This is a genomic window from Subtercola sp. Z020, from assembly GCF_002931235.1.
Taxonomy (GTDB): domain Bacteria; phylum Actinomycetota; class Actinomycetes; order Actinomycetales; family Microbacteriaceae; genus Subtercola.
Window position 1 is genome coordinate 1 of sequence record NZ_PSTT01000071.1, and the last position, 24,642, is coordinate 24,642.

Annotated in this window: 19 protein-coding genes; 10 read left to right on the top strand and 9 right to left on the bottom strand. The window is 70.0% G+C overall.

Going from position 1 to position 24,642, the window contains the following annotated elements; translation table 11 throughout:
* Positions 1–114: 114 nt before the first annotated feature.
* Together purE and C5B96_RS09225 are read right to left on the bottom strand one after the other, a co-directional pair.
* A complete protein-coding gene (gene purE, locus C5B96_RS09220) occupies positions 115–621 on the bottom strand; it encodes a 5-(carboxyamino)imidazole ribonucleotide mutase (protein ID WP_104245077.1) in 507 nt (168 codons plus the stop codon).
* Between the two features lie 21 nt (positions 622–642).
* Positions 643–2,214, bottom strand: coding sequence for an acyl-CoA carboxylase subunit beta (locus tag C5B96_RS09225; RefSeq protein WP_104245078.1), 1,572 nt, complete (start codon positions 2,212–2,214; stop codon positions 643–645).
* A 139-nt stretch (positions 2,215–2,353) separates the two neighbouring features.
* Here C5B96_RS09225 and C5B96_RS09230 point away from each other — a divergent pair, with 139 nt between their 5' ends.
* Positions 2,354–3,169, top strand: coding sequence for a biotin--[acetyl-CoA-carboxylase] ligase (locus C5B96_RS09230; protein WP_104245079.1), 816 nt, complete (start codon positions 2,354–2,356; stop codon positions 3,167–3,169).
* 5 nt (positions 3,170–3,174) lie between these two features.
* Positions 3,175–3,687, top strand: coding sequence for a PH domain-containing protein (locus tag C5B96_RS09235; RefSeq protein ID WP_104245080.1), 513 nt, complete (start codon positions 3,175–3,177; stop codon positions 3,685–3,687).
* A 9-nt stretch (positions 3,688–3,696) separates the two neighbouring features.
* On the opposite strand, the gene C5B96_RS09240 is transcribed toward C5B96_RS09235, so the two are convergent.
* The gene (locus C5B96_RS09240; protein ID WP_158507153.1) at positions 3,697–4,209 is read right to left on the bottom strand and encodes a GtrA family protein; all 513 of its coding nucleotides are present in this window, start codon (positions 4,207–4,209) and stop codon (positions 3,697–3,699) included.
* A 163-nt stretch (positions 4,210–4,372) separates the two neighbouring features.
* On the opposite strand from C5B96_RS09240, the gene C5B96_RS09245 reads away from it, so the two are divergent.
* Both C5B96_RS09245 and C5B96_RS09250 read left to right on the top strand, forming a co-directional pair.
* Positions 4,373–5,533: a 5-(carboxyamino)imidazole ribonucleotide synthase gene (locus C5B96_RS09245; protein ID WP_199176611.1), complete on the top strand. Its 1,161-nt coding sequence runs from the start codon at positions 4,373–4,375 to the stop codon at positions 5,531–5,533.
* Complete coding sequence (locus C5B96_RS09250; protein ID WP_233189101.1) at positions 5,530–5,790, top strand: acyl-CoA carboxylase subunit epsilon; 261 nt, start codon at positions 5,530–5,532, stop codon at positions 5,788–5,790. Before C5B96_RS09245 ends, C5B96_RS09250 begins: the two co-directional genes overlap by 4 nt.
* Positions 5,791–6,115: 325 nt before the next feature.
* Here C5B96_RS09250 and C5B96_RS09255 read toward each other — a convergent pair whose 3' ends face one another.
* The 4 genes from C5B96_RS09255 to C5B96_RS09270 are packed head-to-tail and all read right to left on the bottom strand — an operon-like array spanning position 6,116 to position 10,616.
* Positions 6,116–7,144 carry a hypothetical protein gene (locus tag C5B96_RS09255; protein ID WP_104245083.1) on the bottom strand — a complete coding sequence of 343 codons (1,029 nt, stop codon included), beginning with the start codon at positions 7,142–7,144 and terminating at the stop codon, positions 6,116–6,118.
* Entirely contained in the window at positions 7,126–8,457 is a 1,332-nt protein-coding gene (locus C5B96_RS09260) for a sensor histidine kinase (protein ID WP_104245084.1), read from the bottom strand. The genes C5B96_RS09255 and C5B96_RS09260 overlap by 19 nt, the downstream gene beginning before the upstream one ends.
* Positions 8,444–9,187 carry a response regulator gene (locus C5B96_RS09265; protein WP_369826460.1) on the bottom strand — a complete coding sequence of 248 codons (744 nt, stop codon included), beginning with the start codon at positions 9,185–9,187 and terminating at the stop codon, positions 8,444–8,446. The genes C5B96_RS09260 and C5B96_RS09265 overlap by 14 nt, the downstream gene beginning before the upstream one ends.
* Before the next feature lie 46 nt (positions 9,188–9,233).
* Positions 9,234–10,616, bottom strand: coding sequence for a class I SAM-dependent RNA methyltransferase (locus C5B96_RS09270; RefSeq protein WP_104245085.1), 1,383 nt, complete (start codon positions 10,614–10,616; stop codon positions 9,234–9,236).
* A gap of 31 nt (positions 10,617–10,647) precedes the next feature.
* On the opposite strand from C5B96_RS09270, the gene C5B96_RS09275 reads away from it, so the two are divergent.
* From C5B96_RS09275 to C5B96_RS09285, 3 genes are all read left to right on the top strand, one after another.
* Positions 10,648–11,343: a nucleoside triphosphate pyrophosphatase gene (locus tag C5B96_RS09275; protein ID WP_104245086.1), complete on the top strand. Its 696-nt coding sequence runs from the start codon at positions 10,648–10,650 to the stop codon at positions 11,341–11,343.
* A gap of 79 nt (positions 11,344–11,422) precedes the next feature.
* A complete protein-coding gene (locus tag C5B96_RS09280; protein ID WP_104245087.1) occupies positions 11,423–13,237 on the top strand; it encodes a biotin carboxylase N-terminal domain-containing protein in 1,815 nt (604 codons plus the stop codon).
* Between the two features lie 856 nt (positions 13,238–14,093).
* Positions 14,094–18,185 (top strand): SNF2-related protein, encoded by a 4,092-nt coding sequence (locus C5B96_RS09285; RefSeq protein WP_233189102.1) that lies wholly within the window; start codon positions 14,094–14,096, stop codon positions 18,183–18,185.
* An 84-nt stretch (positions 18,186–18,269) separates the two neighbouring features.
* On the opposite strand, the gene C5B96_RS09290 is transcribed toward C5B96_RS09285, so the two are convergent.
* Complete coding sequence (locus C5B96_RS09290; protein WP_104245088.1) at positions 18,270–19,586, bottom strand: putative Ig domain-containing protein; 1,317 nt, start codon at positions 19,584–19,586, stop codon at positions 18,270–18,272.
* Positions 19,587–19,694: 108 nt separating this feature from the next.
* Positions 19,695–21,131 carry an NAD(P)H-quinone dehydrogenase gene (locus C5B96_RS09295; RefSeq protein WP_104245089.1) on the bottom strand — a complete coding sequence of 479 codons (1,437 nt, stop codon included), beginning with the start codon at positions 21,129–21,131 and terminating at the stop codon, positions 19,695–19,697.
* Between the two features lie 95 nt (positions 21,132–21,226).
* Here C5B96_RS09295 and C5B96_RS09300 point away from each other — a divergent pair, with 95 nt between their 5' ends.
* The 3 genes from C5B96_RS09300 to C5B96_RS09310 are packed head-to-tail and all read left to right on the top strand — an operon-like array spanning position 21,227 to position 24,620.
* Positions 21,227–22,063 carry a purine-nucleoside phosphorylase gene (locus C5B96_RS09300; protein WP_104245090.1) on the top strand — a complete coding sequence of 279 codons (837 nt, stop codon included), beginning with the start codon at positions 21,227–21,229 and terminating at the stop codon, positions 22,061–22,063.
* Entirely contained in the window at positions 22,060–23,793 is a 1,734-nt protein-coding gene (locus C5B96_RS09305) for a phospho-sugar mutase (protein ID WP_104245091.1), read from the top strand. The genes C5B96_RS09300 and C5B96_RS09305 overlap by 4 nt, the downstream gene beginning before the upstream one ends.
* The gene (locus C5B96_RS09310; RefSeq protein WP_104245092.1) at positions 23,790–24,620 is read left to right on the top strand and encodes an IclR family transcriptional regulator C-terminal domain-containing protein; all 831 of its coding nucleotides are present in this window, start codon (positions 23,790–23,792) and stop codon (positions 24,618–24,620) included. The genes C5B96_RS09305 and C5B96_RS09310 overlap by 4 nt, the downstream gene beginning before the upstream one ends.
* Positions 24,621–24,642 lie beyond the last annotated feature (22 nt).

Sequence of the window (24,642 nt, forward strand, 5' to 3'; positions counted from 1 at the left end):
GCCTCTAGCCGCACGCCCCCCCCCACTCTCGGGGTTTGGAGTGGCCTGCGCCCCGCACCACCGGCCGGGCGTCGCAGGCCACTCCAAACCCCGAGAGTGGGGGGGGGCGTGCGGCTAGAGGCGGGACTGGAGGGCGGCGTTCTTCTGCTCGACGGAGGCCGTGAGGTTCTCGCGGTAGGCCGTGAGGGCGTCGGCGAGCGAGGAGTCGGGCTCAGCCGCCGCGAGGATCTGCACCGCCAGCAGCGCAGCGTTCGTCGCCCCGCCGATCGAGACGGTCGCGACCGGGATGCCCGCGGGCATTTGCACGATGGAGAGCAGCGAGTCCATGCCGTCGAGGCGCGCCAGCGGCACCGGAACACCGATGACCGGCAGCGTGGTGACCGCCGCGAGCATGCCCGGCAGGTGCGCCGCTCCCCCGGCGCCCGCGATGATGACCCGCAGCCCGCGGCTCCGCGCCGAGCGGCCGTAGTCGATCATCTTCTCGGGTGTACGGTGCGCCGAGACGACCTGCACCTCGTGTGCGACACCGAAGTCCCGCAGCACCTCCACGGCCGCCTGCATGACCGAGTAGTCGGAGTCCGACCCCATGACGACACCGACGACGGGAAGTTCTCTGCTCATGCCGCCAGCCTACCGGCGGGCCTAGAGCGGGATGTTCCCGTGCTTCTTCGCCGGCAGCGACGCCCGCTTCGTGCGGAGGGCGCGCAGCCCCTTCACGATCGCCACCCGCGTCGCCGCGGGCTCGATCACGCCGTCGAGTTCGCCGCGCTCGGCCGCGAGGAACGGCGACGCCACGTTGTACGTGTACTCATTCGCCAGCTTCGTGCGCACCGCCGCGACATCCTCCCCCGCATCTTCTGCGCGCTTGATCTCGGGACGGTACAGGATGTTCACCGCACCCTGCCCGCCCATCACCGCGATCTCGGCCGTCGGCCAGGCGAGGTTGAGGTCGGCGCCGAGCTGCTTCGAGCCCATCACAATGTACGCGCCGCCGTAGGCCTTCCGCACGATGACCGTGATCAGCGGAACCGTCGCCTCGGCGTACGCGTAGAGCAGCTTCGCGCCGCGACGGATGACCCCGGTCCACTCCTGGTCGGTGCCGGGCAGGTACCCGGGAACATCCACCAGCGTCACGATCGGAATGGAGAACGCGTCGCAGAAGCGGACGAACCGCGCCGCCTTCTCGCCCGCCTCGATGTTCAGCGTGCCGGCCATCGCGTTCGGCTGGTTCGCGATGATGCCCACCGAGCGCCCCTCGACGCGGGCGAACCCGATGAGGATGTTCGGGGCGTACAGCGGCTGCACCTCGAGGAAGTCGCCGTGGTCGACGATGTGCTCGATGATCGTGTGCATGTCGTACGGCTGATTCGGGCTGTCGGGGATGATCGTGTTGAGCTTGTGGTCACTGTCGGTGATCTCGAGCTCGGCCGTCGATTCGTACACCGGCAGTTCGGCGAGGTTGTTGTCGGGCAGGTAGCCGAGCAGCGTGCGCACGTAGTCGAGCGCGTCGTCTTCGTCGCTGGCGAGGTAGTGCGAGACGCCCGAGACGGTGTTGTGCGTGAGCGCCCCGCCGAGCTCCTCCATGCCGACGTCTTCGCCGGTCACGGTCTTGATCACGTCGGGGCCGGTCACGAACATCTGGCTGGTCTTGTCGACCATGATCACGAAGTCGGTGAGGGCGGGTGAGTACACCGCGCCGCCCGCCGCCGGGCCCATGATGATGGAGATCTGCGGGATGACGCCCGACGCCTGCGTGTTGCGGCGGAAGATCTCGCCGTATTTGCCGAGCGCGACGACGCCCTCCTGGATGCGCGCCCCACCCGAGTCGAGCATGCCGATGATCGGCACGCCGGTCTTCAGCGCCAGGTCCATCACCTTGATGATCTTCTCGCCGGCCACCTCGCCGAGCGACCCGCCGAAGATCGTGAAGTCCTGCGCGTAGACGGCGACCTGCCGGCCGTGGATCGTGCCGGTGCCGGTGACGACCGCGTCACCGTAGGGGCGCTTCTTCTCCATGCCGAAGGCGTGGGTGCGGTGGCGCACGAACTCGTCGAGCTCGACGAACGAGCCGTGGTCGAGAAGCTGCTCGATGCGCTCGCGGGCGGTCTTCTTGCCCTTCGCGTGCTGCTTCGCGATCGCGGCCTCACCCGACTGCGTGACAGCCTCGTGGTAGCGGTTCTTGAGGTCGGTCAGCTTGCCGGCAGTGGTGTACATGTCGGGGCCTGAGGTGGTTTCGTCGCTCACGGGAGTTCACTCTACCGGCCAACACTTCGGGCGAGCCGTTGACGATTTCCTCCACATTCTCTCGGTGTTGCCAGAGGTTTCCGTGACCCGGGCACCCTAGGGTCGAGGTATGCACGCCGAGAAGAGCCGAACACTGGTGCCGCGCCTCGACTGGCTGGCCGAGGCGGGGTCGACGAACTCCGTTCTCGTCGCGCACGCGGGCGGGCCGGATGCCGCGGGCTGGCCCGATCTCTCTGTGGTCGTCACCGACAACCAGACCGCTGGCCGTGGCCGCCTCGGCCGCGTCTGGTCGGCGCCCGCGGGCGCCTCGCTCGCGATCTCGCTGCTGCTCCGCCCCGCGCTTCCCTCGGGCGCCCCGCTGCCCGTGTCGTCGCTCGGCTGGATTCCGCTGATCGGCGGCGCGGCGATGGCCAGCGCGGCGAACACCGTGCTGGCCGGAGCCGCGACTGCCTCGGTGAAATGGCCGAACGACGTTCTCATCGACGGTCGCAAGGTGTCGGGGGTGCTCTCCGAGCTCCTTGCCGGTCCGAACGGCGCCCCCGCGGGCGTCGTCGTGGGCGCAGGGGTCAACCTCTTTCTCACGGCCGAGCAGCTGCCGGTGGCCACCGCAACCTCGCTCGCCCTCGCCGGCGCCACCGGTTTCGGCGCAGACGATGTTCTCGCGGCCTACCTCGGCGCGATCATCCCGCTCTACCGCGCGTTCGTGGCGGCGAACGGGGATGCCGCGGCCAGCGGTGTGGCGGCGGCCGTCACGGCCCTCTGCGGCACCCTGGGCCAGTCTGTGCGGGTCGAACTGCCGACGGGCGAGACCGTCGTGGGCCGGGCCTCCGCCCTCGACTCCGACGGGCGGCTCGTGGTCACCCGCGACGACGGGCAGGGCACCCTGGTCGTGTCGGCGGGCGACGTGACCCACCTCAGGTACTGACGCCGATGACCGACTTCACTGCGGTCGTGCGCCCCGAGCTGCCGCCGGAGCGCATCGTCGCCCGGTACCGCTCACACAGCCGCGCGCTGTTCTGGCCGTCGGTCGCCCTGGTCGCCATCGCCACAGCGAGCGGGTACTTTCTCGGCCGGTTCGCGGTGGAGTGGCAGAACACGGCGGCGCTGGCGGCCGCGATCGTGCTCGCGGTGCTGTTCTGGCTGCTGCCGACGCTCCGCTGGCTCGCGAGACGGTGCACGGTCACCACGAGGCGGGTGATCAGCGTGCGCGGGCTCGTCGTGCGCGAGAGGCAGGAGGCATCGCTGCTGCGCGGCTTCGACGTGACGCTGCGGCGGCGCGGGCTGCAACCGCTCTTCCGCTCGGGGGATGTCACCGTGCACTCGGGCTCGGAGCATCCACTGGTCATCAGCGACCTGCCCGACGCCGGGCTGATCGTCGCCGCGCTCACCGAGCTGGGTGACGACGCCTACGCGCACGGGGCCCGGCGCCCGCAGTTCGAGTGACGGGGGTCGTCAGTTGCTGACGAGGGCCTTGTCGCGTTCGGCGGCGACGGCGGCGATCTTCTGCATGCCGTCGCTGCGCTGCTCGCCGTAGACCCAGTAGCGGTAGAGCACGAAACGGAACGCGGTGCCGAGAGCGAGGCCCACGACGTTCGCCGCGATGTTCGTGGCCAGCACGCTGGTCAGGCCGAGCACGTGGTGGGTGAACCAGATGCAGGCTTCGGCGATGACGAGGCCGCCCACCGAGACGAGGGCGTACTCGACGAGTTCGAGGCCGACGTTCTTGCGCCGGTTCTCCCGAAAGGTCCAGTAGCGGTTGCCGATCCAGTTGAAGACGATGGCGACAGAGGTGCTGATCAGCTTCGCGCCGATGGCCGTGGCGAAGAAGTGGCCCGTACCGAATGCGCCGAGGAACAGCAGGTTGAACAGGCCAACATCGATGAGGAAACCCGCGAACCCGACGACCCCGAACTTGACTGCGTAGGTGAGAAAGCCGTTCCAGGCGCGCTCAGCCAGTCGTTTCAACCCGTTCAAACCGTATGCTTTCCCGCGGCGCCCTGACAGGAATACGAATCGGCCCGCTGTTTCATGAGATTGTGTTTGTTCAACGACTATAGGTGACGCTCCCGTTCTGTGGCTGAATCTGAACACCCTCCCGTCACCTGCACAGCTTCAGTACAGTGGGTGGGTGACTTTACGCGTAGGTGTGATCGGTGGCGGCCAGCTGGCCCGGATGATGATTCCCGCGGCGGTGAACCTCGGCCTCGAGCTCGACGTTCTGGCCGAAACAGAGGGTTCCTCGGCGCGACTGGCCGCGACGGCGGTGGGCGACTACCGCGACGCCGAGACGGTTCTGCGTTTCGCCGAGACGGTCGACGTGGTCACCTTCGACCACGAACACGTGCCTGAGTCGATTCTCAGACAACTCGTCGCCGCCGGGCACTCCGTGCAGCCGGGCCCGGATGCGCTGCGCTTCGCGCAGGACAAGCTCGACATGCGCCGGCGCCTGGGTGAGCTCGGTGTTCCGATGCCCGACTGGGCCGAGGTGCGCAGCGAGCAGGAGCTCGAGGCCTTCCTCACCGACCACGGCGGCGAAGCGGTGGTGAAGACGGCGCGAGGCGGTTACGACGGCAAGGGTGTGCGCCTCGTCTCCGACGCCGCAGAGGCCGCGGACTGGTTCACGGCGCTGAGCGAAGACGGCCGGGGCGGTGCCCTCCTCGTCGAGGAGCGCGTCGACTTCTCGCGCGAGCTCGCGCAACTCGTGGCCCGGCGACCCTCCGGCGACACCGCCCTGTGGCCGGTCGTCGAGACGGTGCAGCGCCGCGGCGTCTGCAGCGAGGTGTTCGCCCCCGCGCCGGGAGTGTCGGCCCGCGTCGCAGAGGCCGCGGCATCCATCGCCACACTGATCGCCACAGAACTCGGGGTGACCGGCGTGCTCGCGGTCGAACTCTTCGAGACGACGGATGATCGGCTGCTCGTCAACGAACTGGCCATGCGGCCGCACAACAGCGGTCACTGGTCGATCGACGGCGCGGTCACGAGCCAGTTCGAGCAGCACCTGCGGGCCGTGCTCGACCTGCCGCTCGGCGACACCAGCCCCACCGCCCCGGTCAGCGTGATGGTCAACATTCTGGGTGGCCCGGCCACCGGCACCCTCGCCGACCAGTACCCGCACGCCCTGGCCGACCAGCCGGCGGCGAAGGTTCACAACTACGGCAAGGAGCCGCGACCCGGCCGGAAGGTCGGGCACGTCACCGTCGTCGGAGACGATCTCGACACCGCGGTCTTTCGGGCGCGGGCGGCCGCAGCCCTGCTCGGCGCCGACCTCGGAGACGGGGCGGCGTCGTGAGTGACGCGGAGCGCACCGGCGGCGCAGGGCCCACGGCCCACGCAGGGCCCACCCCCGACGCGCCGGCCGTCGTCGTGACGACCGGCAACGCGACCCCCGTCGAGATCGCTGCCATCACCGCCGTGATCAGCGGACTGCTCGCCGAAGAGGGCGAGGCGCGCCGCGAGGAGGAGCCCGTGGGCACGAGCGCGTGGCAGCGCAGCCAGCGCGCGCTTCGCGGCACCCTGCAGCCCGGCCCCGGGCGCTGGGTCGACTGACAGCCCCGTTCAGCCATCGCCCTCACAGGTGAGCGGAAACGTCGATTCCGACGTTTCGAACGAGTGTCCCCCAAAGTGCCGACTAGGCAGATTCCCTGCCTCGCGGCACTATTACAAGTGCTTGGTGTCTCTCATTCGAGTTTCACCGCCAGGCGCTCGCTATCTAGGGTAAGTAGGCGAGTGCCTGGGGGCGAGTCACGGTCGTATTCGGGTTACGACCGTGGCCCGAGAACTGCTGGGGGTTGGCGTTTCGCCGGCCCCCAGTATCTTTCGCAGGCACCGGGGGGTGCCTGGCGGGAGGGGCGTCGCAGCGCCCCTGTTCCGCCTATTTCGGAATCTCTAGCCACTCCGCCACTTCGGCGTCGTCGCCGCCGTTGCCGAGCACGGCTGCCGTGGGGTCGTCGCCGCCGCGCAGCCCCACCACTGTGACCGCGGCCGTGCTGCTGTCCACACCCGTCCGCACGATGAGCCGGTCGGCGTGGGAGCGCGAGATCTGGTCGGCCAGCCGGGAATGGATGCGGGTGCGGGCCCGGTCGGAGAGATCGTCGAGACCGCCGTCGTCGAGCAGCGTCACCTCGATTCCGCGCCGCCTCGCCGCCAGCACCTCTGTTCGCACGTCTTCGTTCAGCAGTCGACGGCCGCGGATCTCGTCGCGGATCGCCCCCTCGAGGTGCAGGCACTCGCGACGATCCTCCGCGCTGATCGATCCGCCGGAGTCGACGATGTGGTGCAGCATCGGGCCGGCGACCCTGTTCATGTTGTCGAGGCGGTAGCGCCCCTCGGTCAGCTGCGCCTCCTGCGTCGCGTGCCAGGCCGCCGCGTCGAGTTCCGCGCGGGCGAAGAGGCTGGTGTCGCGGGTCGCCCGGCCGAGAGCCCGGCTGAGCGCCTGGGCGACGGCGACCCACACAGAGCTGCCGATCCAGCCCGTCGTGGTGAGGGCGAGCGGGTTGGCCCACACCATGATGAGAACCGCAAGGCCGGCGATGCCGAGCCACGCGAAGGGGGCGCGGCGCCGCACGGCGGTGATCGTCAGCAGCGTTCCGACCGCCGCGACCGGCCAGGTGGCGTAGCCGTTCGTGACGGAGCCGTCGAGCTGTGACAGCACGAGCCCCGTGACCGCCATGCTCACGACCACGTTGAACACGGCTATCCAGAGCGGCATCTCGGTGGGGCTGCTCGGCCAGAGGCTCACGGCCGTCGCGACGGCGTAGAGCACCATCGCCACGATCACCGGCACGGGTGAGCGAGGGGTGTCGAGCGAGTACACCGCGAGAATCAGGTGATACGCCGAGAAGAGCGCGGCGAGCGCCAGTACAGACCAGCGGGCGATGGCGTTCACGACAGGGGCCGCCATTCGATGATGATGGATGTTCCGCCGCCCGGCATCGAGAGCACGCTGACCGTGCCGCCGACCGCCGCCATGCGTTCGCGGATCGAGACGCGAAGACCGAGGCGGGCGTGCGGAACCCCGTTCACGTCGAACCCGCACCCCGTGTCGGAGACCTGCACGGTGAGGCCGGACTCCGCGTTGCACTGCACCACCACGGTGCGCGCGACATCCCGCTCCTCGTCGCTCGGGCCGCCGGCTCCCGCAGCGCCCAGCCCGGTTGCGCCGCTCGCGCCGTTCGCGCTTGCGCCGTTCGCGCTCGCCTCGCTGCCGCCCGCCCCCGCGTGCTGCAGGCTGTTGATCAGCGCCTGCTGGGCCGCGGTGAAGACGGCCTCGGCGACCGGGCCGGGCAGCCGGGTGTCGTCGACTCCCGCCGACGCGAAGCCGATGCGCGGGCTGAGCAGCCGGGCGGCGTCGGCCAGCCGGTCGGCCAGCTGGCTCGCCGGCACCTCCTGCTCGGGGTCGAACGCCACGGGCGCCTCCTGCAGCGTCTGCAGGGCCCGTACGCTCATCTCGACGGCCGCGCGCCTGTCCTCCTCGGTCTCGGCCCGGGCCGCAGCGATGAGGGTGCTGAGCACCGTGTCGTGCACGAGGGCGTCGACGCGGGAGCGTTCGAGTTCTGCGGCGTGATTGCGCGCGGCCCGCGCGTACTGCTCCATCGCCGTGGACTGGGCGGCATCCACCCGCACGGCGGCCGCACGGATCGAGGTGATCGTCGCGAGCGCGAAGGCGCCGAGCAGCACGACGTAGAACCCGTCGAGCAGGGCGAGGGCCAGGGGCGCCGCGCCACCGGCCGGCTGCGTACGGATCAGAACGTAGATGACGGTGATGTCGACGATGTAGAGCACGGCCCAACGCGGCGAGAACGCGATCACGGCGAAGATCATCGAGATGGTGATGAGGTACCAGAGCCACGGTTGGTCGGCGACCACGGTCGGCCCGTGCAGCAACCCGGCCGGCCAGAGAGCGAGCGCGACCGTGTAGACCACGGTGAAGATTCCCATCACCACCTTCGCCGGGCGGGGGCCTCCGCGGTTCAGCGCCGCCAGAACCATCACGACGAACAGCAGACCGAAGAGCACGAGGGCGATCGCCAGCGCGAACCCGTCGTGCAGGTAGACCGACGACGCACTCACGGCGGGAATCGTCTGCACGGCGAAGACGAGCGCGAAGATGGCGGCGGCGCGCGTCAGGATGCGCTCGACCCGCGCACGGCTGATCGCACCGCGCAGGCGGAGCGGTGTCGGCCCGGCGGCAGCGGTCTGCCTAACGACCGACATTGCTCACATCGTCGATGGCGAGGATGCCGTCTTCGACGGCCCGTCTCAGCAGGTCGACCTTGGTCGGGGCCGGCCTGCCCACCTCGACGTACTTCGCGCGGACCCGGTCGAGGTACTCCCGGGCCGTCGACGGTGCGATGCCGAGCTGGGCGGCCACGGCCTTCAGCGGCAGACCGGAGGCGTAGAGATGCAGAACGTGCTGCTCCCGTGGGCCGAGCTGGGCCCTGGCGAACTCCTGGTCGGCGTCGATCGCGCTGGCCCACTCGAGGTTGTTCAGCACGTCGCCCCGCGCCACGCTCGCGATCGCCGCCATCACGATGCTGGTCGCGCTGGTCTTCGGGATGACGCCGGCCGCCCCTGCCGCGAGCGCCTCACGGATGCTCGCGGTGCGATCGGCGATGCTGTGCACGAGCACGGCCGCTCCCGTCGCCCGGGACCGCAGCACGTTGTCGGTGACGCTCGACCCGTCGCCGAGGCTCAGGTCCATCACGATCACGCCGGCGCGGTTGCCGCCGAGACTCTGCAGCAGGGCATCCACCGTCGCACCGGAGCCGACGACCTGGTAGCCGGCGTCGAGGCAGGCGGCGCGGATGCCGAGCAGCACGGACTCGTGGTCGTCGACGATGCCGACCCGCACCTGGGCGGCTTCGGCGGCGGCCGTCGTGGCTTCGGCGGCGGCCTCGGCTTCGGCGGCGGCTTCGGGGTTCGGGGTACCGACCATCGTGCCCATCACCCCCACCTCACGCCTCGTGGAAGCAATCGTAGTCCCGCAGGCCTCAGCCAGCAGGCGTCAGCACCGCCAGGGCCTCGACGTGGTGGGTGTGGGGAAAGAGGTCGAAGGCCCGCAGGCTCCGCAGCTCGTAGCCGCCGGCCGTCAGCTGCCCGAGGTCGCGCGAGAACGCGACGGGGTCGCAGGCCACGTACACGAGCTGCGCCGGCCGCATGCCGAGCAGACTCGAGATCACCTGCTTGCCCGCACCGGCGCGGGGCGGGTCGAGGATGACGGATGCCCGGCCGAAGCCCCGCCGGTCATCCGGAGTCGCAGCCTTTGCCACGCCCGTGAGGTACCGGTCGACGCGGGCGGTCACGGCGGTCGCCCTGCGCACGTCACGGAGGTTGTGGGCCGCGTTCGCGGTCGCGTGCCGGTCGCTCTCGACGGTCTCGATGCGGATGTTGCCGCCGAATCGGTCGGCCATCGCCGCGGCGAGCAGCCCGACCCCGCCGTACAGGTCGAGGTTCGGAGCGTCGGCGTCGAAGGCGTCGTCGAGGAGCTGGTCGCGGATGGCGCGGCTGAGCGTCTCGGGGGCGCCGTGGTGCACCTGCCAGAAGCCGAGCTCCTCGAGGCGGAACTCGCGGTCGCCCACCCGCTCGGTGATCGGGGCGCCCGGCTGCGCGCCTCTCGGTTTCCCGCCCTGCGGTTTCCCGCTCGCCCGTGTCCCGCCTGCCCGCGCACCGCCCTGCGGCCTCTCGCTCGCCGTGCGGCCCTCCGCGCGCACCACCACGCGCGCGCCCCGGCGGCCGTCGGAGATGACGTCGACGCGTTCGGCACCCATCAGCCGCTCGTCGAGCGGCGAGGCGTACTCCACGGCGGGGGTGGCCAGCGGCAGTGTGTCGACCGCGACCACGCGGTGCGAGCGGGCGGCGTAGGGGCCGACGATGCCGTCGTCGTCGACGTGCAGGCTGACCCGCGTGCGCCAGCCGAGTCCGTTCGCGGCGTCGTCGCCGGCGACGGCCTCGACCTCCACCTGCCGTGCCGGGTGGTTCTCGGCCAGCTTGCCGAACCGGCCGAGCGAGTCGACCAGCACCTGGCGCTTCAGCTCGCGTTGCCAGCCCAGCTCGATGTGGCCGAACTCCGCTCCCCCTGCGCGGCGTTCGGGCGCGCGCTCGAGGGCGGCGTCGGCCCAGATGTGCGGTCGGCGGTGCGGCGACGCCTCGAGCACCTCGACCGTCTCCGCCCGCCAGAACGAGGAGTGGTCGTCAGCCGAGATGCGCGCCCGCACCCGCTCGCCGGGCAGGCTGTCGGCGACGAAGACCACGCGGCCGTCGAGCCGTGCCACCGAGACCCCGCCGTGCGCGACGTTCACCACGTCGAGCTCCACCTCGCTGCCGAGGGGGACATCTGCGGCCGGGGTCGTGGCGTTCCGGGGGGAGTCAGTCATGCCTCAAGCCTCGCACGTTAGGCTTCCCGGCATGCGGCTCTACCTCGCCTCGACCTCCCCCGCGCGCCTCGCGCTGCTCCGTCAGATCGGCATCGAGCCGGTGATCCTGCCCTCGCAGGTCGACGAAGAGGCGGCGGTCATCGCCGCAGAAGCCGCCTCCGGGCCGCTCAGCGCACCCGCGCTGGTGCAACTGCTGGCGCGGTTGAAAGCCGAAGCCGTGCTGGCTGCCACACCCGGTGGCCAGCCGCTCGACGGCTTCGTTTTGGGTGGCGATTCGGCGTTCGAGTTCGACGGGGTCATCTACGGCAAGCCGCACCGGCCCGAGATCGCGAAGGAGCGCTGGCTGCGCCAGCGCGGGCGGTCGGGGGTTCTGCACAGCGGGCACTGGCTGGTCGACCGGCGGGCGGGTGCTGCTGTTGCTGCTGGTGCGGCCGGTGCGGCTGGAGCGGCTGGTGCGGCTGGTGCGGCCGGTGCGGCCGGTGCGGTCACGTCCGCCACTGTCGAGTTCGCCGCCGACATCGCCGAGGCCGAGATCGACGCCTACATCGCGAGCGGTGAGCCACTGGAGGTCGCCGGGGCGTTCACCGTCGATGGGCTCGCAGCCCCGTTCATCCAGAGCATCACCGGTGCGCCGTCGACCGTGATCGGGATGTCGCTGCCGACCGTGCGCGAGCTGCTCGGCGGGTTCGGGGTGAGCATCAGCGACTTCTGGGCACCGCCTTTGTAGGAGTTCGCGCCGTTCGCCGCGCAATTTTTGTGGGCACGTACCAAAGGGCGGAGTTCCGATGCGAATAGGCTGAGGGACTATGCCCCGAATAACGAAAGTTCTGATCGCCAACCGAGGCGAGATCGCCGTGCGCGTCATCCGGGCAGCGAAAGACAGCGGCATCGGGTCGGTCGCCGTCTACGCCGACCAGGACAGAGACGCCCTGCACGTGCAGCTCGCCGACGAGGCGTACGCCCTCGGGGGCACGTCGAGTGCTGAAACGTACCTCGTCATCGACAAGATCCTCTCGGTCGCCAAGCGTTCCGGCGCCGACGCCGTTCATCCGGGCTACGGCTTTCTCGCTGAGAACGCCGCCTTCGCCCAGGCCGTCATCGACGCCGGCCTCGTGTGGATCGGCCCCTCCCCCTCGGCCATCGAGCTCCTGGGCGACAAGGTCTCTGCGCGGCATATCGCCGAGCGCGTCGGCGCCCCCCTCGCCCCGGGCACTCTCGACCCCGTCTCGGGCGCCGACGAGGTGCTGGAGTTCGTCGCCGAACACGGCCTGCCCGTCGCGATCAAGGCGGCCTTCGGTGGTGGCGGCCGCGGCCTGAAGGTCGCCCGCACCGTCGAAGAGATCCCGGAGCTGTTCGAGTCGGCCACCCGTGAAGCGATCGCCGCCTTCGGGCGCGGCGAGTGCTTCGTCGAGAAGTACCTCGACCGCCCGCGCCACGTCGAGACCCAGTGCCTCGCCGACGAACACGGCAACGTCGTCGTCGTCTCGACCCGTGACTGCTCGCTGCAGCGCCGCCACCAAAAGCTCGTGGAGGAGGCGCCGGCGCCGTTCCTCTCCGCCGACCAGCTGACCGAGCTCTACCGCGCCTCGAAGGCCATCCTCAAAGAGGTCGGCTACGTCGGCGCGGGCACCTGCGAGTTCCTGGTCGCGGTCGACGGGACCGTCTCGTTCCTGGAGGTCAACACGCGGCTGCAGGTCGAGCATCCGGTCTCCGAGGAGATCACCGGCATCGACCTCGTGCGGGAGCAGTTCCGGCTCGCCGCCGGCGGCGTTCTCGACTACGACGACCCCGCGCCGCGCGGGCACTCGTTCGAATTCCGCATCAATGGCGAAGACGCCGGCCGCGGTTTCCTTCCGAGCCCCGGCCCCGTGCACGTCTTCAAGGCGCCCGGCGGACCCGGAATCCGCGTCGACAGCGGAGTTCAGGCGGGCGACGTGATTTCGGGGTCGTTCGACTCGCTGCTCGCCAAGCTGATCGTCACCGGTGCCACCCGCGAAGAGGCGCTCGAGCGGTCGCGCCGGGCCCTCGCGGAGTTCGAGGTCGCCGGGTTGCCGACCGTGCTGCCCTTCCACCGCGCGATCGTGCGCGACCCGGCCTTCGCGCCCGCCGACGGTGCGCCGTTCGGCATCTACACCCGCTGGATCGAGACCGAGTTCGACAACACGATCGAGCCCTGGAGCGGATCGCTCGAGGCCGCGGCCCCCACCCCCGTCTTCAACACGGTGGTGGTCGAGGTCGACGGCAAGCGCATCGAGGTCGTGCTGCCGGAACGCCTGATGGCCGCCGCCTCGGCAGGCGGGTCGGGCTCGGGGTCGGGTGCCGGCTTCGGCGCCGGGCGCTCGCTCGGCGCGGCGCCCCGCCGCCGCACGGGTTCGTCGGTGAGCGGCAGCGCGACCGGCAACGCCGTGAAGGCTCCCATGCAGGCGACCATCGTGAAGGTGTCGGTCGCCGAGGGCGACAAGGTCGTCAAGGGCGACCTCATCCTCGTGCTCGAGGCGATGAAGATGGAGCAGCCGATCCAGGCGCACAAAGACGGCATCGTGACCTCGATCGACGCCGCCGTCGGCGCCACCGTCTCGTCAGGCCACCGCCTGCTCGAGATCGCCGACGGGGCGGCGTAGCCGCCGGCGCGCCCGGCGCCCTCGCGGGCCGCGCACGTTGGCTCCCTATCAGGACACTCGTGACCCGATCCGGAGCCCTAATCGCGCGCGCACCCGGCGCGGTGTAGCTGCCCCCGCGTCCCAGCGCCCTGCCGCGGCGGCCTCGTGCACCCGCCCCGTCGGCGTAGCCGCCGCGGGCGCCCCGCCCGCCAGCTCGGCGCCCTGGCGCACCCGCGCGGCGGCTCCCGCGCAGCCCGCGTCCATCCCCGTTCCGGCGCACGTGCCCTGCGGCCGCCCACCCACGTCCACTCGGACACTCCTTAGCCAAACCAAGCCAGTATTCGCGTCGGACTAGCCGGGGAGTGTGTCCTGACGGCCACGCCACGGCTACGCCGCCCACAGCGCGCACTGCGACCCACCGCCGCGGCGGGCCGCGCACGTTGGCTCACCTACCAGGACACTCGTGACCCGATCCGGGGCCCTACCCGCGTCGGATCGGCTGGGTAATGTCCAGATGCACGGCGTCCGACCTCCAAACCATCGCGGGTCGACCACCGGGAAGTTCGGCGCGAAACCGTCGCCTCGGCAGAGGCAGTACCCGCGGCGTCATGGCACGTCGACTGAACCCTCCCGCCCGGACGGAGCTGAGCCGATGTGGCGCCGTATTTGCGCCGGATCGGCTCAGCTCCGTCCGGGCGGTTGCGAAGTGTGTTCGGCAAACGTGCGACGTGGTGCGCAACCGGCAGTGGCGGGGCAGACCGGGCGTGGCCAGGCGGGCCCGGGTCGTACGGAACGGAGCCGGGTCGGCGGGCCGGGGCGCGGCGGCGCTGGGCGGGGCGGCGGGGAGGGTGTCGGCGGCGCGTGAGATCATGGGGAGATGCCGACTGTCGCGTTTCCGCTGGTGGACGCCGCCGACATCGTGCGGCTGGTCGGGCGCGCGGCGTACGACCGCGGGCGTGACTCGGTGCGGTCCGAGTCGGTGCTCGACCTGCGGTGGAAGCCCGACACGGTGGCGGGCTCCGAGAACCCCACGACCTCCGTCGGCGCGGGCGGACGCGGCGTTTCCGTCGAGATCCGCGATGGGGCGGGCGGCGCCAGGAGCGAGGCGGGCGACGACGACGACTCGGCAGGGGTGGGTACGGCGCGGGCCGGTGCTGCGGGGGCGGATGCTGCGGTGTCGAGCAGCGCCGGGGCGCTGACGAGCCAAGTCTCGGGGAGCTCAGTCGTGCCGTACTTCTGTCGAGTGCGCCTCACGCGGATGGCAAACGGGTACTGGCTGCCGCTGAGCTCCACGTGTTCGTGCCCCGTGGCGTCCAACTGCAAACACGTCGCCGCCTCGTTGCTCAGCAGCAACCAGGCGCACCTCCGCGAGCTCGGACGATCCGGCGGAGGCGCCTTCGCGGCCCCGCGAGCGCACCTCTCGGCCGAGGCCGGCCCCGGTGGCGGTGTGCGCCTGCGCGCGCTGGAGGGCGACGAGGGTGGCACTCCGCACGGGAGTTCCGCGCAAGTGGGTTCGGCGCATCGTCCAGCCGACAACACCGCGCCGGCGACCGCGTCATCCGCCGTCGAAGACCGGAGCCGAGCTCGAGACGGCCAGGCGGGCGCGGCCGCGGGTCTGGGCGCGGGCTTGGGCGCAACCGGTAGCACGGGCACGGGCGCAGCCGGCGGCACGGCGTGGGTCGACCCCGGAACGGGCACCGTCTTCGGAGACGCCGAAGCCCTCACCGAGAGCGAGACGGAGGCCGCCGCCGCGAGGGCGTGGGATCGAGGTACGGAGTGGTATCCCTCCGCACCCGCCACGATCATCCAGAAGCCGGCCGAAGACGACGACTGGCGGGCGATCGTGGGTGCCGCCGCCGGGCAGGACGGTGCGGCGTCGCGGTCTGCGGCAACGGCGGACGCGGCATCCGGAGCCGGAGGCAGGCGCGCCCGGCGGGAGCCGAAGCTACCGACCCACATGGGGCTGCAGTTCGAGGTGCGCGAGTTCGTGCCGCGTTCGCGCGAGGCATGGCGGGGGCCCGCGTCGAGGCCCGCCCAAGTGCCGAAGGCGCGCGACGACACGCTCGCGCTGCCGCCGCGGCGGCTGGGCGTGCGGCCGGTCATCCGCTCGGATTCGGGCAGCTACATCAAGGCGAACGTGACGTGGTCGTCGTTCGCGCACCAGGTGAACAGGCTGAACCTCGACCCCGAGCACCTCCGCTGGTTTGCACAGTTCGCCGCCGTGCACCGGGCCACGAGGGAGCTGTACACGGGCCACGACACCGACTGGTTGTACCTCGACGAGTTCTCGAGCCCCCTGCTCTGGCACCTGCTGGACGAGGCGGCACGACTCGGCATCCCGCTGCTCGGAACCAAGAAGATCGCCGTCATCACACGCGGCACGGCGGCCGAGGTGCGGCTCGACGCCACACGTTCCGGCAATGGCGACGGCGACCTGCAGCTGTCGGCGGTAGCCGTCGTCGACGGTGCCGCCTTCGAGCGCGGCTCGGCTGGCGCGATCGGCAGCCACGGTCTCTACGCGTTCGATCTGGCGCCGAGCCTCCGCGTGACCTTCGCCCCCGTCGAGGGAGGGCTGACAGACCAGACGCTCGCGCTGCTCGAACGGCGCTCCGACATCGTCGTGCCCGAATCCGAGGTGACGGAGTTCTTCGACGAATTCCTGCCGCGGCTGCGGCTGGCGGTGCATGTCGACAGCCCCGACGCCTCTGTCGAGTTGCCGGAGGTGGTTCCGCCGGTGCTGGTGCTGTCGGCGCGGTTCCGGGCGAAGAGCGTGCTGTCGCTCGGCTGGACGTGGGAGTACCGGGCGGGCGCGCGCACGGTGCGGCTGCCGCTCTACGCCGACGGCCAGCTCGAAGAGGCGTCGCTGGCGGAGGCAGGGGATGCCGAACCGGCCGCCGAGAGCAGTGCGCGCGACGGCAGCCTCCCGCGCGATACAGCCACCGAACACGGCACACTCGCGCGCGTCGCGGAAGTGCTCGCCGACGAGCCCGACGGCGCCTCCATCGAGGCCCTCGATGCGTTCGGCGGCCTCGACGCGCACACGCGCGAACCGCTGAATCCGAGCCTCGCGCTGCAGGGCTACGACGCAGCACTCTTCACCGACAAGATGCTGCCGCGTCTCGAGCGGCTTGCCGGGGTGCGGGTGGATGTCGCGGGCACCCGCCCCGACTACCGCGAACTGAGCGGGGAACCCGAGCTGACCTTCACCACCGTCGAGAGCGACAAGCGCGACTGGTTCGATCTCGGCGTCGTCGTCAACGTCGGCGGGTACAAGGTGCCTTTCGGCCCTCTCTTCAAGGCGCTCGCCAAGGGCCAGAAGAAGCTGCTGATGGTGGACAAGACCTACCTCACCCTCGACCACCCCGTGTTCGACCGCCTTCGCGAGCTGCTCGACGAGGCGAGCACCCTCGACGAATGGGAGACCGGCGTACGCATCAACCGCTACCAGTCGAGTCTTTGGTCGGAGTTCGAACAGCTCGCCGAAGACACGGTTCAGGCGGAGGCCTGGCAGACCGCGGTCGCGGGGCTGAACGAGCTCAACGGCATCCCTCGCCCGGAGGTACCCGACGGAGTGCGCGCGACGCTCCGCCCCTACCAGCTCGAGGGTTACCAGTGGCTGGCCTTTCTCGAAGAACAGGGCCTCGGCGGCGTGCTGGCCGACGACATGGGGCTCGGAAAGACCCTGCAGACGCTGGCGATGCTCGCGAATGCTCGCAAGCGGGCTCCGGATGCCGCGCCCTTCCTCGTCGTCGCACCGACGTCCGTCGTGCCGAACTGGATCACCGAGGCCGCGCGGTTCACCCCCGGCCTCGTGGTTCGGGGTATCTCTGCGACGCAGGCGAAGAGCAGGCAGACCGTGCTGCAGGCGGCCGCGGGAGCCGATGTCGTCGTGACGAGCTACACCCTCTTCCGTCTCGACGCCTCGGCGTACCGGGCGGTCACCTGGTCGGGCCTGATGCTCGACGAGGCGCAGTTCGTCAAGAACCACACGTCGAAGCTGCACGAGTGCGCGAAGGAGCTTGACGCTCCCTTCAAGCTCGCGATCACCGGCACGCCGCTTGAGAACAACCTGATGGAGCTCTGGTCGCTCTTCGACATCGTCGCGCCGGGCCTGTTCCCGTCGGCCAACCGCTTCGCGGAGGGCTACGTTCGGCCGATCGAACGGATGCTGGACGACACCCTGCTGCCGAAGCTCCGCCGACGCATCCGCCCCCTCATGATGCGGCGTACCAAAGAGTTGGTGGCGCCGGAACTCCCGGCGAAACAGGAGCAGGTGCTGCAGATCGCGCTCTCGCCCGAGCACCGGAAGCTCTACGACGCGTTCTTCCAGAAGGAACGGCAGAAGCTCCTCGGGCTGGTCGACGATCTCGACCGCAATCGGTTCATCGTCTTTCGTTCGCTCACCCTGTTGCGCATGCTCAGCCTCGACGCGTCGCTCATCGACGAGAAGTACAGCTCCATCCCGTCGAGCAAGCTCGATGCCCTGCTCGTCCACCTCGACGACGTGGTCGCCGAGGGCCATCGGGCCCTGATCTTCAGCCAATTCACGTCCTTCCTGGGCTTGGCCGCTGCGCGGCTCTCGGCGAAGGGCATTCCCTTCGAGTATCTGGATGGGTCGACACGCAACCGCGGGAAGGTGATCGACTCGTTCAAGACCGGCACCGCACCCGTCTTCCTGATCAGCCTGAAAGCCGGTGGATTCGGGCTGAACCTCACGGAGGCCGACTACGTCTTCATGCTCGACCCCTGGTGGAACCCGGCCTCAGAATCTCAGGCGATCGACCGCACCCATCGCATCGGCCAGACCAAGAGCGTCAACGTCTACCGGATGGTCGCCCTCGACACGATCGAAGAGAAGGTGATGGCGCTGAAGGAGCAGAAGGCGAAGCTCTTCGACGCCGTCATGGACGACGACGCCGTCTTCAGCACTGCCCTGACGGCAGACGACATCCGCGGCCTGTTGGAGTAACGACCGCTGCCGGCCCGCCGCCGCCCAGCGCCCCGGTCACCCGTTGTCGCCTGGCCGCTCACCCATCGCCTCCTGCCCGCTTCTTCAGAATCCGCAGGCCTCGTGCCAGTACCAGCACCCGGTGCTGCCGGGCGCCGGCTCGACCGTGATGGTGACGCTCCGGCTGGTGGCGCCCACGGCGTTCGTCGCCGTGACCGCGAAGGTGAAGGCGCCGACCGTGGTCGGGGTGCCGGAGAGTGCGCCGGTTGCGGGGTCCATCGTCAGGCCCGGCGGCAGGGATCCGATCACCGCAAAGGCCATCGGGTCGAGGCCGGTGACGGCGAGCGCGGCTGAGTACGCCTCTCCGACTCGGGCGTCGGCGGCGCCGGTCGAGGCGCTCGCCGGCGAGAGCCCGAAGCGACTGACCGTGCTCGAAAGCGCATTCGCGGTGTAGAGCTGGCCGGTCGCGCTGACCGCGGCCGCCTCCGGCGTCTCGTCGCTCGAGAGCTGGGCCACGACCGGTGTGAAGCGCCCGCCGGGCTCGAACATCGCGAAGGAGGCCGTGCCGAGGTTGGTGACGAAGACGTCGCCCCGCGCGTCAGCCGTCACGTTGTACGGGTAGGAGTCCGGCGGCATCAGGGTGGTGGTCGCGGCAGCGGACCCCGCCGGGAGCAAGAGGTTCACTCCGCTCACGGTGTTGTCGCCCGAGTTGGCCGTGTAGAGCATTCCGTGGCCGTCGGCGACGATCGAGATCGGCATCGCCCCCGAGCCCAGCTCAGCGTAGCGGAGGGCGACCGACGCGGTTCCCGCTCCGTCGAAGTCGATGCGCGACACCGTGCTGTCTGCGGCGTTCGCCGTGTACACCGAACCGGAGAAGTCGCTCGTGATGTCGACCGGGCCCGAACCTGTGGCGAGCGGATAGCGCGCCACCACGTCACCGGTAGGCGCGATGCGCACGACCGCCTCGGGCGAGTGCGTCACCACGAAGACGGTACCGAACACGTCGACGGTCACCGACTGGGGCAGCTGGCCGTCGAGTTGCGTACCGAGGTGGCTCGAAAAGGCCGCATCGATGTCTCCCGTGCGGTCGTCGATGCGCCACACCGTGCTGCTGAGGTAGCTGGAGACGTAGAGCCCGCCGTGCCTGTCGCTGGCGAGCGCGTTGGGTTGCGAGAACGAGGGCAGCTCGGCGTGGAAGATCGCGTCGAAGGTGCCGTCGGGATGGAGCTTCGAGATCGACTCGTTGCCGGTGTTCAGGGTGAAGATGTCACCCGACGCATCGACCAGGATGTGTGACGGCTCGGAGCCCGCCGCCAGCTCGGCGAAGGGATTCGTGACGTCAGGCGCGGCAGATGCGGTGGCGACGCCGCCGAGCATCAGGGTGGCGAACAGGGGGAGAAAAGCGAGGGTGCGGAGATTCATGGAACTGACAATAGCTCAGTAAAACGCTCCGTGCCCGCTGTGGAAAAGCCGAGCATCCAGAGCCGCCTGTGAAGGAGGGGACGAACGACCGAACTCGACGAGACGCGGCTAGAGAACGATGTGCATCGCGCGCGCCGCGTCGGTGATCGACCCCGTCAGCGACGGATACACGGTGAACGCCCGCGACACCTGGTCTACCGTGAGGCGGTGCTCGACAGCGAGCGCGATCGGGAAGATCAGCTCCGAGGCCTTCGGCGCAACGATGACCCCACCGATGACGGTGCCCGATCCGGTGCGCGCGAAGAGCTTCACGAAACCGTCCTTGATGCCCATCATCTTGGCGCGCGGGTTCTCAGACAGCGGCAGTTTGTAGATATCGCCCTGCGCGATGCCCTCCTCGATCTGCCGCTGCGTCCACCCGACGGTCGCGATCTCGGGCTGCGTGAAGATGTTCGAGGCGACATTGCGGATCTCGGTGGGATTCACCGCGTCCCCCATCGCGTGGAACATCGCCGTACGCCCCTGCATCGAGGCGACGGATGCCAGCGGCAGGAAGGTCGTGCAGTCTCCGGCCGCGTAGATGCTCGGCACGCTGGTGCGCGCGACCCGGTTGACGCGGATGTGACCGCTCTCTGTGAGCTGCACGCCCGCTTCTTCGAGCCCGATTCCGGCCGTGTTCGGAACCGCGCCGACCGCCATGAGGCAGTGCGACCCCTCGACCGTTCGACCGTCGGAGAGCGTCGCGACGACGCCGTTCTCCGTGCGCACCACGGAGTCGGCGCGCGACTTCGAGAGCACGGTCATCCCGTTTCGGCGGAAGACGTTCTCGATCACGGCCGCCGCGTCGGCGTCTTCACCGGGCAACACCTGGTCGCGGCTCGAGATGAGCGTGACCTTCGAGCCGAGGGCCGTGTACGCCGAGGCGAATTCGGCGCCGGTGACGCCCGAGCCGACCACGATGAGGTGTTCGGGGATGGCCTGCAGATTGTAGAGCTGCGTCCAGGTGAAGATGCGTTCGCCGTCGGGAACGGCGCTGGCAAGGACGCGGGGGCTCGCTCCCACCGAGATGACGGTGGTGTCGCCTTCGATGCGGTCGAAGTCGATTGCGCCCGCACCGCGGCCGGTCGAGACGATCACCGCGTCGGGGCCGTCGAGACGCCCCTCGCCCTGAACGATCTTGACGCCCGAGCGGATGAGCGTCGACTTCATGTCTTCGGACTGCTGGCGCGCGAGCCCGAGCAGCCGCTTGTTGACGGCGGCGATGTTGACCGCGACCTCGGGTCGGATCGGCCTGCCCGTCTCGGTGCGGCTGAAGAACTGTACGCCGAGGTCGGCGGCGTCGCCGATGGCGCTGGCGGCCTCTGCCGTCGCGATCAGCGTCTTCGAGGGAACGACATCGGTGAGCACGGCCGATCCGCCGACTCCGACGCGCTCGACGAGCGTGACTTCACCGCCGAGCTGAGCGCCGGCGATTGCTGCTTCGTACCCGCCGGGGCCTCCGCCAAGAACGGTGATTCTCTGCTTGCGCTCGAATTCATAGGCCATACGTCTATTCTTCCCCAGGCGCGTATTCCCGACAAACTCTCCACAGGTTCCCGCTCGGTCGGGATGATGGCGATCGGGTTAACTACAGTAAAGGCATGTCATCTGCAGCAGCCCAGAATCCCCTCGACCAGCCCGACCTCAGCCCCTTCGAGATCGCCCGCGAAGCCGCCGGCCAGATCGCCGAGAAGAGCGGTATCGCCCAGCACGACATCGCCCTCACGCTCGGCAGCGGCTGGGCCAAGGCGGCCGATCTCATCGGTGAGACGGTCGCCACCATTCCCGCCACCGAGATCGTCGGGTTCAGTGCGCCGGCGGTCGTCGGGCACGTGGGGTCGCTCCGATCGGTGCGCCTGCCGAACGGCAAGCACGCACTGGTGATCGGCGCGCGAACCCACTACTACGAGAACCACGGGGTGCGCCGGGTCGTGCACAGCGTGCGCACGGCCGCGGCCGCGGGCGCGAAGGTGATGATTCTGACCAACGGCGCCGGCGGCATCCGGGAGACGTGGAAGCCGGGGAGCCCTGTGCTGATCAGCGACCACATCAACCTGACCGCAGACTCGCCGCTCGAAGGTGCGACCTTCATCGATCTGACCGACCTCTATTCGAAGCGCCTGCGCGACATCGCGCGGGGGGTGGATGCTGGGCTCGACGAAGGCGTCTACGTGCAGTTCCGCGGGCCGCACTACGAGACCCCGGCCGAGGTTCAGATGGCGAAGACGATCGGCGGGCACATCGTGGGTATGTCCACCGCGCTGGAGGCGATCGCCGCCCGTGAAGCAGGCATGGAGGTGCTCGGGATGTCGCTGATCACCAACCTCGCCGCCGGAATCCAGAAGACCCCGCTCTCGCACAAAGAGGTGCTCGAAGCAGGCCAGCAGGCCGAGCCGGTCATCAGCGCGCTGCTCGCACGCATCGTGGCGGCCCTGTGAGCGAGCGGGGCGAGCTCGCGACGGCCGCGCACGAGTGGATCGCCCAAGATCCCGACGAAGAGACCCGGGCAGAGCTGACCGCCCTGGTGGCCGGGGCGGAGGGCGGCGACGAACGAGCGGTCACCGAACTCGCCGACCGCTTCAGCACGAGGCTGACGTTCGGCACGGCCGGGCTCCGCGGCGCCATCGCTGCGGGCCCGAACCGCATGAACCGCGTGCTCGTCGCGCAGGCTGCCCGAGGGCTCGCCGACTTCCTGCTCGAACGCGCCGCGCCCGGCGAGGTGCCCTCGGTGGTCATCGGGTACGACGGCCGCAAGAACTCGGAGATCTTCGCCCGGGACTCGGCCGAGCTGATCGCCGGGGCCGGGCTTCGCGCCGTGCTCCTCCCCCGCCTGCTGCCGACGCCGGTGCTGGCGTTCGCGGTGCGACACCTCGACGTGAGCGCCGGGGTGATGGTCACGGCCTCCCACAACCCGCCGAACGACAACGGGTACAAGGTCTACCTGGGCGGGGCCGATCAGGGGTCGCAGATCATCTCACCCGTCGACGAGCAGATCGAGGCGCACATCGTGCGGGTGGCATCGGCCGGTCCGATCACCGATCTGCCGCGATCGAGCGGATACGAAACGGCGCCCGAGTCGGTGTTCGAGGCGTATGTGCACGAGACGGCGGCGGTGAGCTGGCTCCCGGCAGCGGAGATCGGCGCGCAGCCACGGGTCGTCTACACGGCGATGCACGGTGTGGGCTGGGAGACGTTCTCGCGCGTACTCGGGGCCGCAGGCTTCATCGAGCCCGACGTCGTCGAAGCCCAGATACGACCGGATGCCCGCTTCCCCACCGTCGCGTTCCCGAACCCCGAGGAGCCCGGGGCACTCGACCTCTCCTACGCGGCAGCCCGCTCGGGCGGGGCGCAGCTGATCATCGCGAACGACCCCGATGCTGATCGCCTGGCCATCGCCGTGCCCGACGCGACGAGCGAGTCGGGCTTCCGGCGGCTGAGCGGCAACGAGGTGGGGGCGCTGCTCGGTTGGCGGGCTGCTGAGGCGCACGCTGCCTCAATGCGGGCCGGCGCTGCGGCTGGTGCTGGCTCAGCTACTCCCCGACCGATGCTCGCCTGCTCCGTCGTCTCCTCCCCTGCCCTGGCGGCGGTTGCCGCGTCGTACGGGCTCGGTTTTCAGGAGACCCTCACCGGCTTCAAGTGGGTCTCCCGGGTGCCCGGCCTGCTCTTCGGCTACGAAGAGGCGCTCGGCTACCTCGTGAACCCGCAGACGCTTCGCGACAAAGACGGCATCTCGGCCGCCGTCACACTGCTCGCCCTCGCGAGCGAACTGGCGGTCGACGGCTTCACTCTCGACGACCAGCTCGACCGGTTCAGCGAGAAGTTTGGCCACTTCGGCTCGGCGCAGATCTCCGTGCGCGTGACCGACCTGAGCCTCATCGAGTCCGCGATGAAGCGGCTTCGCGCGCAGCCTCCGACGCGCATCGGCGGGGTGAGCGTCGCCTCCATCGACGATCTGGCCCTCGGCTCGGCCGACCTGCCGCCGAGCGACATCCTCCGCATCCGGTTGGCCGACGGGTCGCGCATCATGGTGCGCCCGAGCGGAACCGAGCCGAAGCTCAAGGTCTACATCGACGTGTCGAGCACGACGGGCAAGCTGGAGAAGCGCAAGAAGTTCGTCGCCCAGCGCCTCGCCGAGCTGGAGACCGGGATGCGCGAGCTGGTGTCGTGAGCGAAGGCACGGCGACGTCGCCCGCCGACAACGCGCTCCCGGGCCCGAGCAGCGGGTTCGTGCAGTCGCTCGCCCGGGGGCTGAGCGTCATCAGGGTCTTCGGCAAAGACCAGTCGCGCATGACGCTCAGCGACATCGCCCGGGCGACAGGCCTGACGCGCGCCACAACCAGACGGTTCCTGATGACGCTGATCGAACTCGGCTACGTGCGAAGCGACGGGCGGGACTTCGCCCTCACCGCGAAGGTGTTGGAGCTCGGCTTCAGCTACCTTTCGGGCATCACCCTGCCCGAGGTCGCGCAGCCGCACCTCGAAGAGCTCTCGCACAGCATCGGCGAGGCGACATCGGCGGCCATCCTCGACGGCTCCGACATCGTGTACGTGGTGCGGGTTCCAACGCACCGCATCATGTCGGTCGGCATCAACCTCGGCACACGACTGCCCGCCTACGCGACATCCATGGGGCGCGTTCTGCTCGCCGGTCTCGAGCCCGACGTGCTCGCCGACTACCTGCACGACGTGAAGCTGCAGGCGCTGACCGAGCGAACGGTGCACTCTGAGAGCGCCCTCCTCGCCGAGCTGGAGCGGGTGCGCGTCGATGGGTGGACGATCGTCGACCAGGAGCTGGAGCCGGGCCTCCGCTCGATCGCCGCACCGCTCCGCAATGCTGCCGGTTCGGTGATCGCCGCCATCAACGTGTCGACGGCCGCCTCGACCACCTCGAACGAAGCCGTGCGTGAGAAGTACCTGCCCGCACTCGAAGCGGCGGCCGCGGCGATCTCCGCCGACCTGGCCCTCGCGGAACGCGCCGAACACTCGGGGCTCTGAGCCCGGCCCCGCGCGGCGCTGC

Coding starts and splice junctions, on each gene's coding strand:
- C5B96_RS09290 (WP_104245088.1), bottom strand. CDS start 19,586: ATGAATCTCCGCACCCTCGCTTTTCTCCCCCTGTTCGCCACCCTGATG.
- C5B96_RS09280 (WP_104245087.1), top strand. CDS start 11,423: ATGCCCCGAATAACGAAAGTTCTGATCGCCAACCGAGGCGAGATCGCC.
- C5B96_RS09235 (WP_104245080.1), top strand. CDS start 3,175: ATGACCGACTTCACTGCGGTCGTGCGCCCCGAGCTGCCGCCGGAGCGC.
- C5B96_RS09225 (WP_104245078.1), bottom strand. CDS start 2,214: ATGTACACCACTGCCGGCAAGCTGACCGACCTCAAGAACCGCTACCAC.
- C5B96_RS09265 (WP_369826460.1), bottom strand. CDS start 9,187: ATGGGCACGATGGTCGGTACCCCGAACCCCGAAGCCGCCGCCGAAGCC.
- purE (WP_104245077.1), bottom strand. CDS start 621: ATGAGCAGAGAACTTCCCGTCGTCGGTGTCGTCATGGGGTCGGACTCC.
- C5B96_RS09270 (WP_104245085.1), bottom strand. CDS start 10,616: ATGACTGACTCCCCCCGGAACGCCACGACCCCGGCCGCAGATGTCCCC.
- C5B96_RS09275 (WP_104245086.1), top strand. CDS start 10,648: ATGCGGCTCTACCTCGCCTCGACCTCCCCCGCGCGCCTCGCGCTGCTC.
- C5B96_RS09285 (WP_233189102.1), top strand. CDS start 14,094: ATGCCGACTGTCGCGTTTCCGCTGGTGGACGCCGCCGACATCGTGCGG.
- C5B96_RS09300 (WP_104245090.1), top strand. CDS start 21,227: ATGTCATCTGCAGCAGCCCAGAATCCCCTCGACCAGCCCGACCTCAGC.
- C5B96_RS09230 (WP_104245079.1), top strand. CDS start 2,354: ATGCACGCCGAGAAGAGCCGAACACTGGTGCCGCGCCTCGACTGGCTG.
- C5B96_RS09255 (WP_104245083.1), bottom strand. CDS start 7,144: ATGGCGGCCCCTGTCGTGAACGCCATCGCCCGCTGGTCTGTACTGGCG.
- C5B96_RS09295 (WP_104245089.1), bottom strand. CDS start 21,131: ATGGCCTATGAATTCGAGCGCAAGCAGAGAATCACCGTTCTTGGCGGA.
- C5B96_RS09260 (WP_104245084.1), bottom strand. CDS start 8,457: ATGTCGGTCGTTAGGCAGACCGCTGCCGCCGGGCCGACACCGCTCCGC.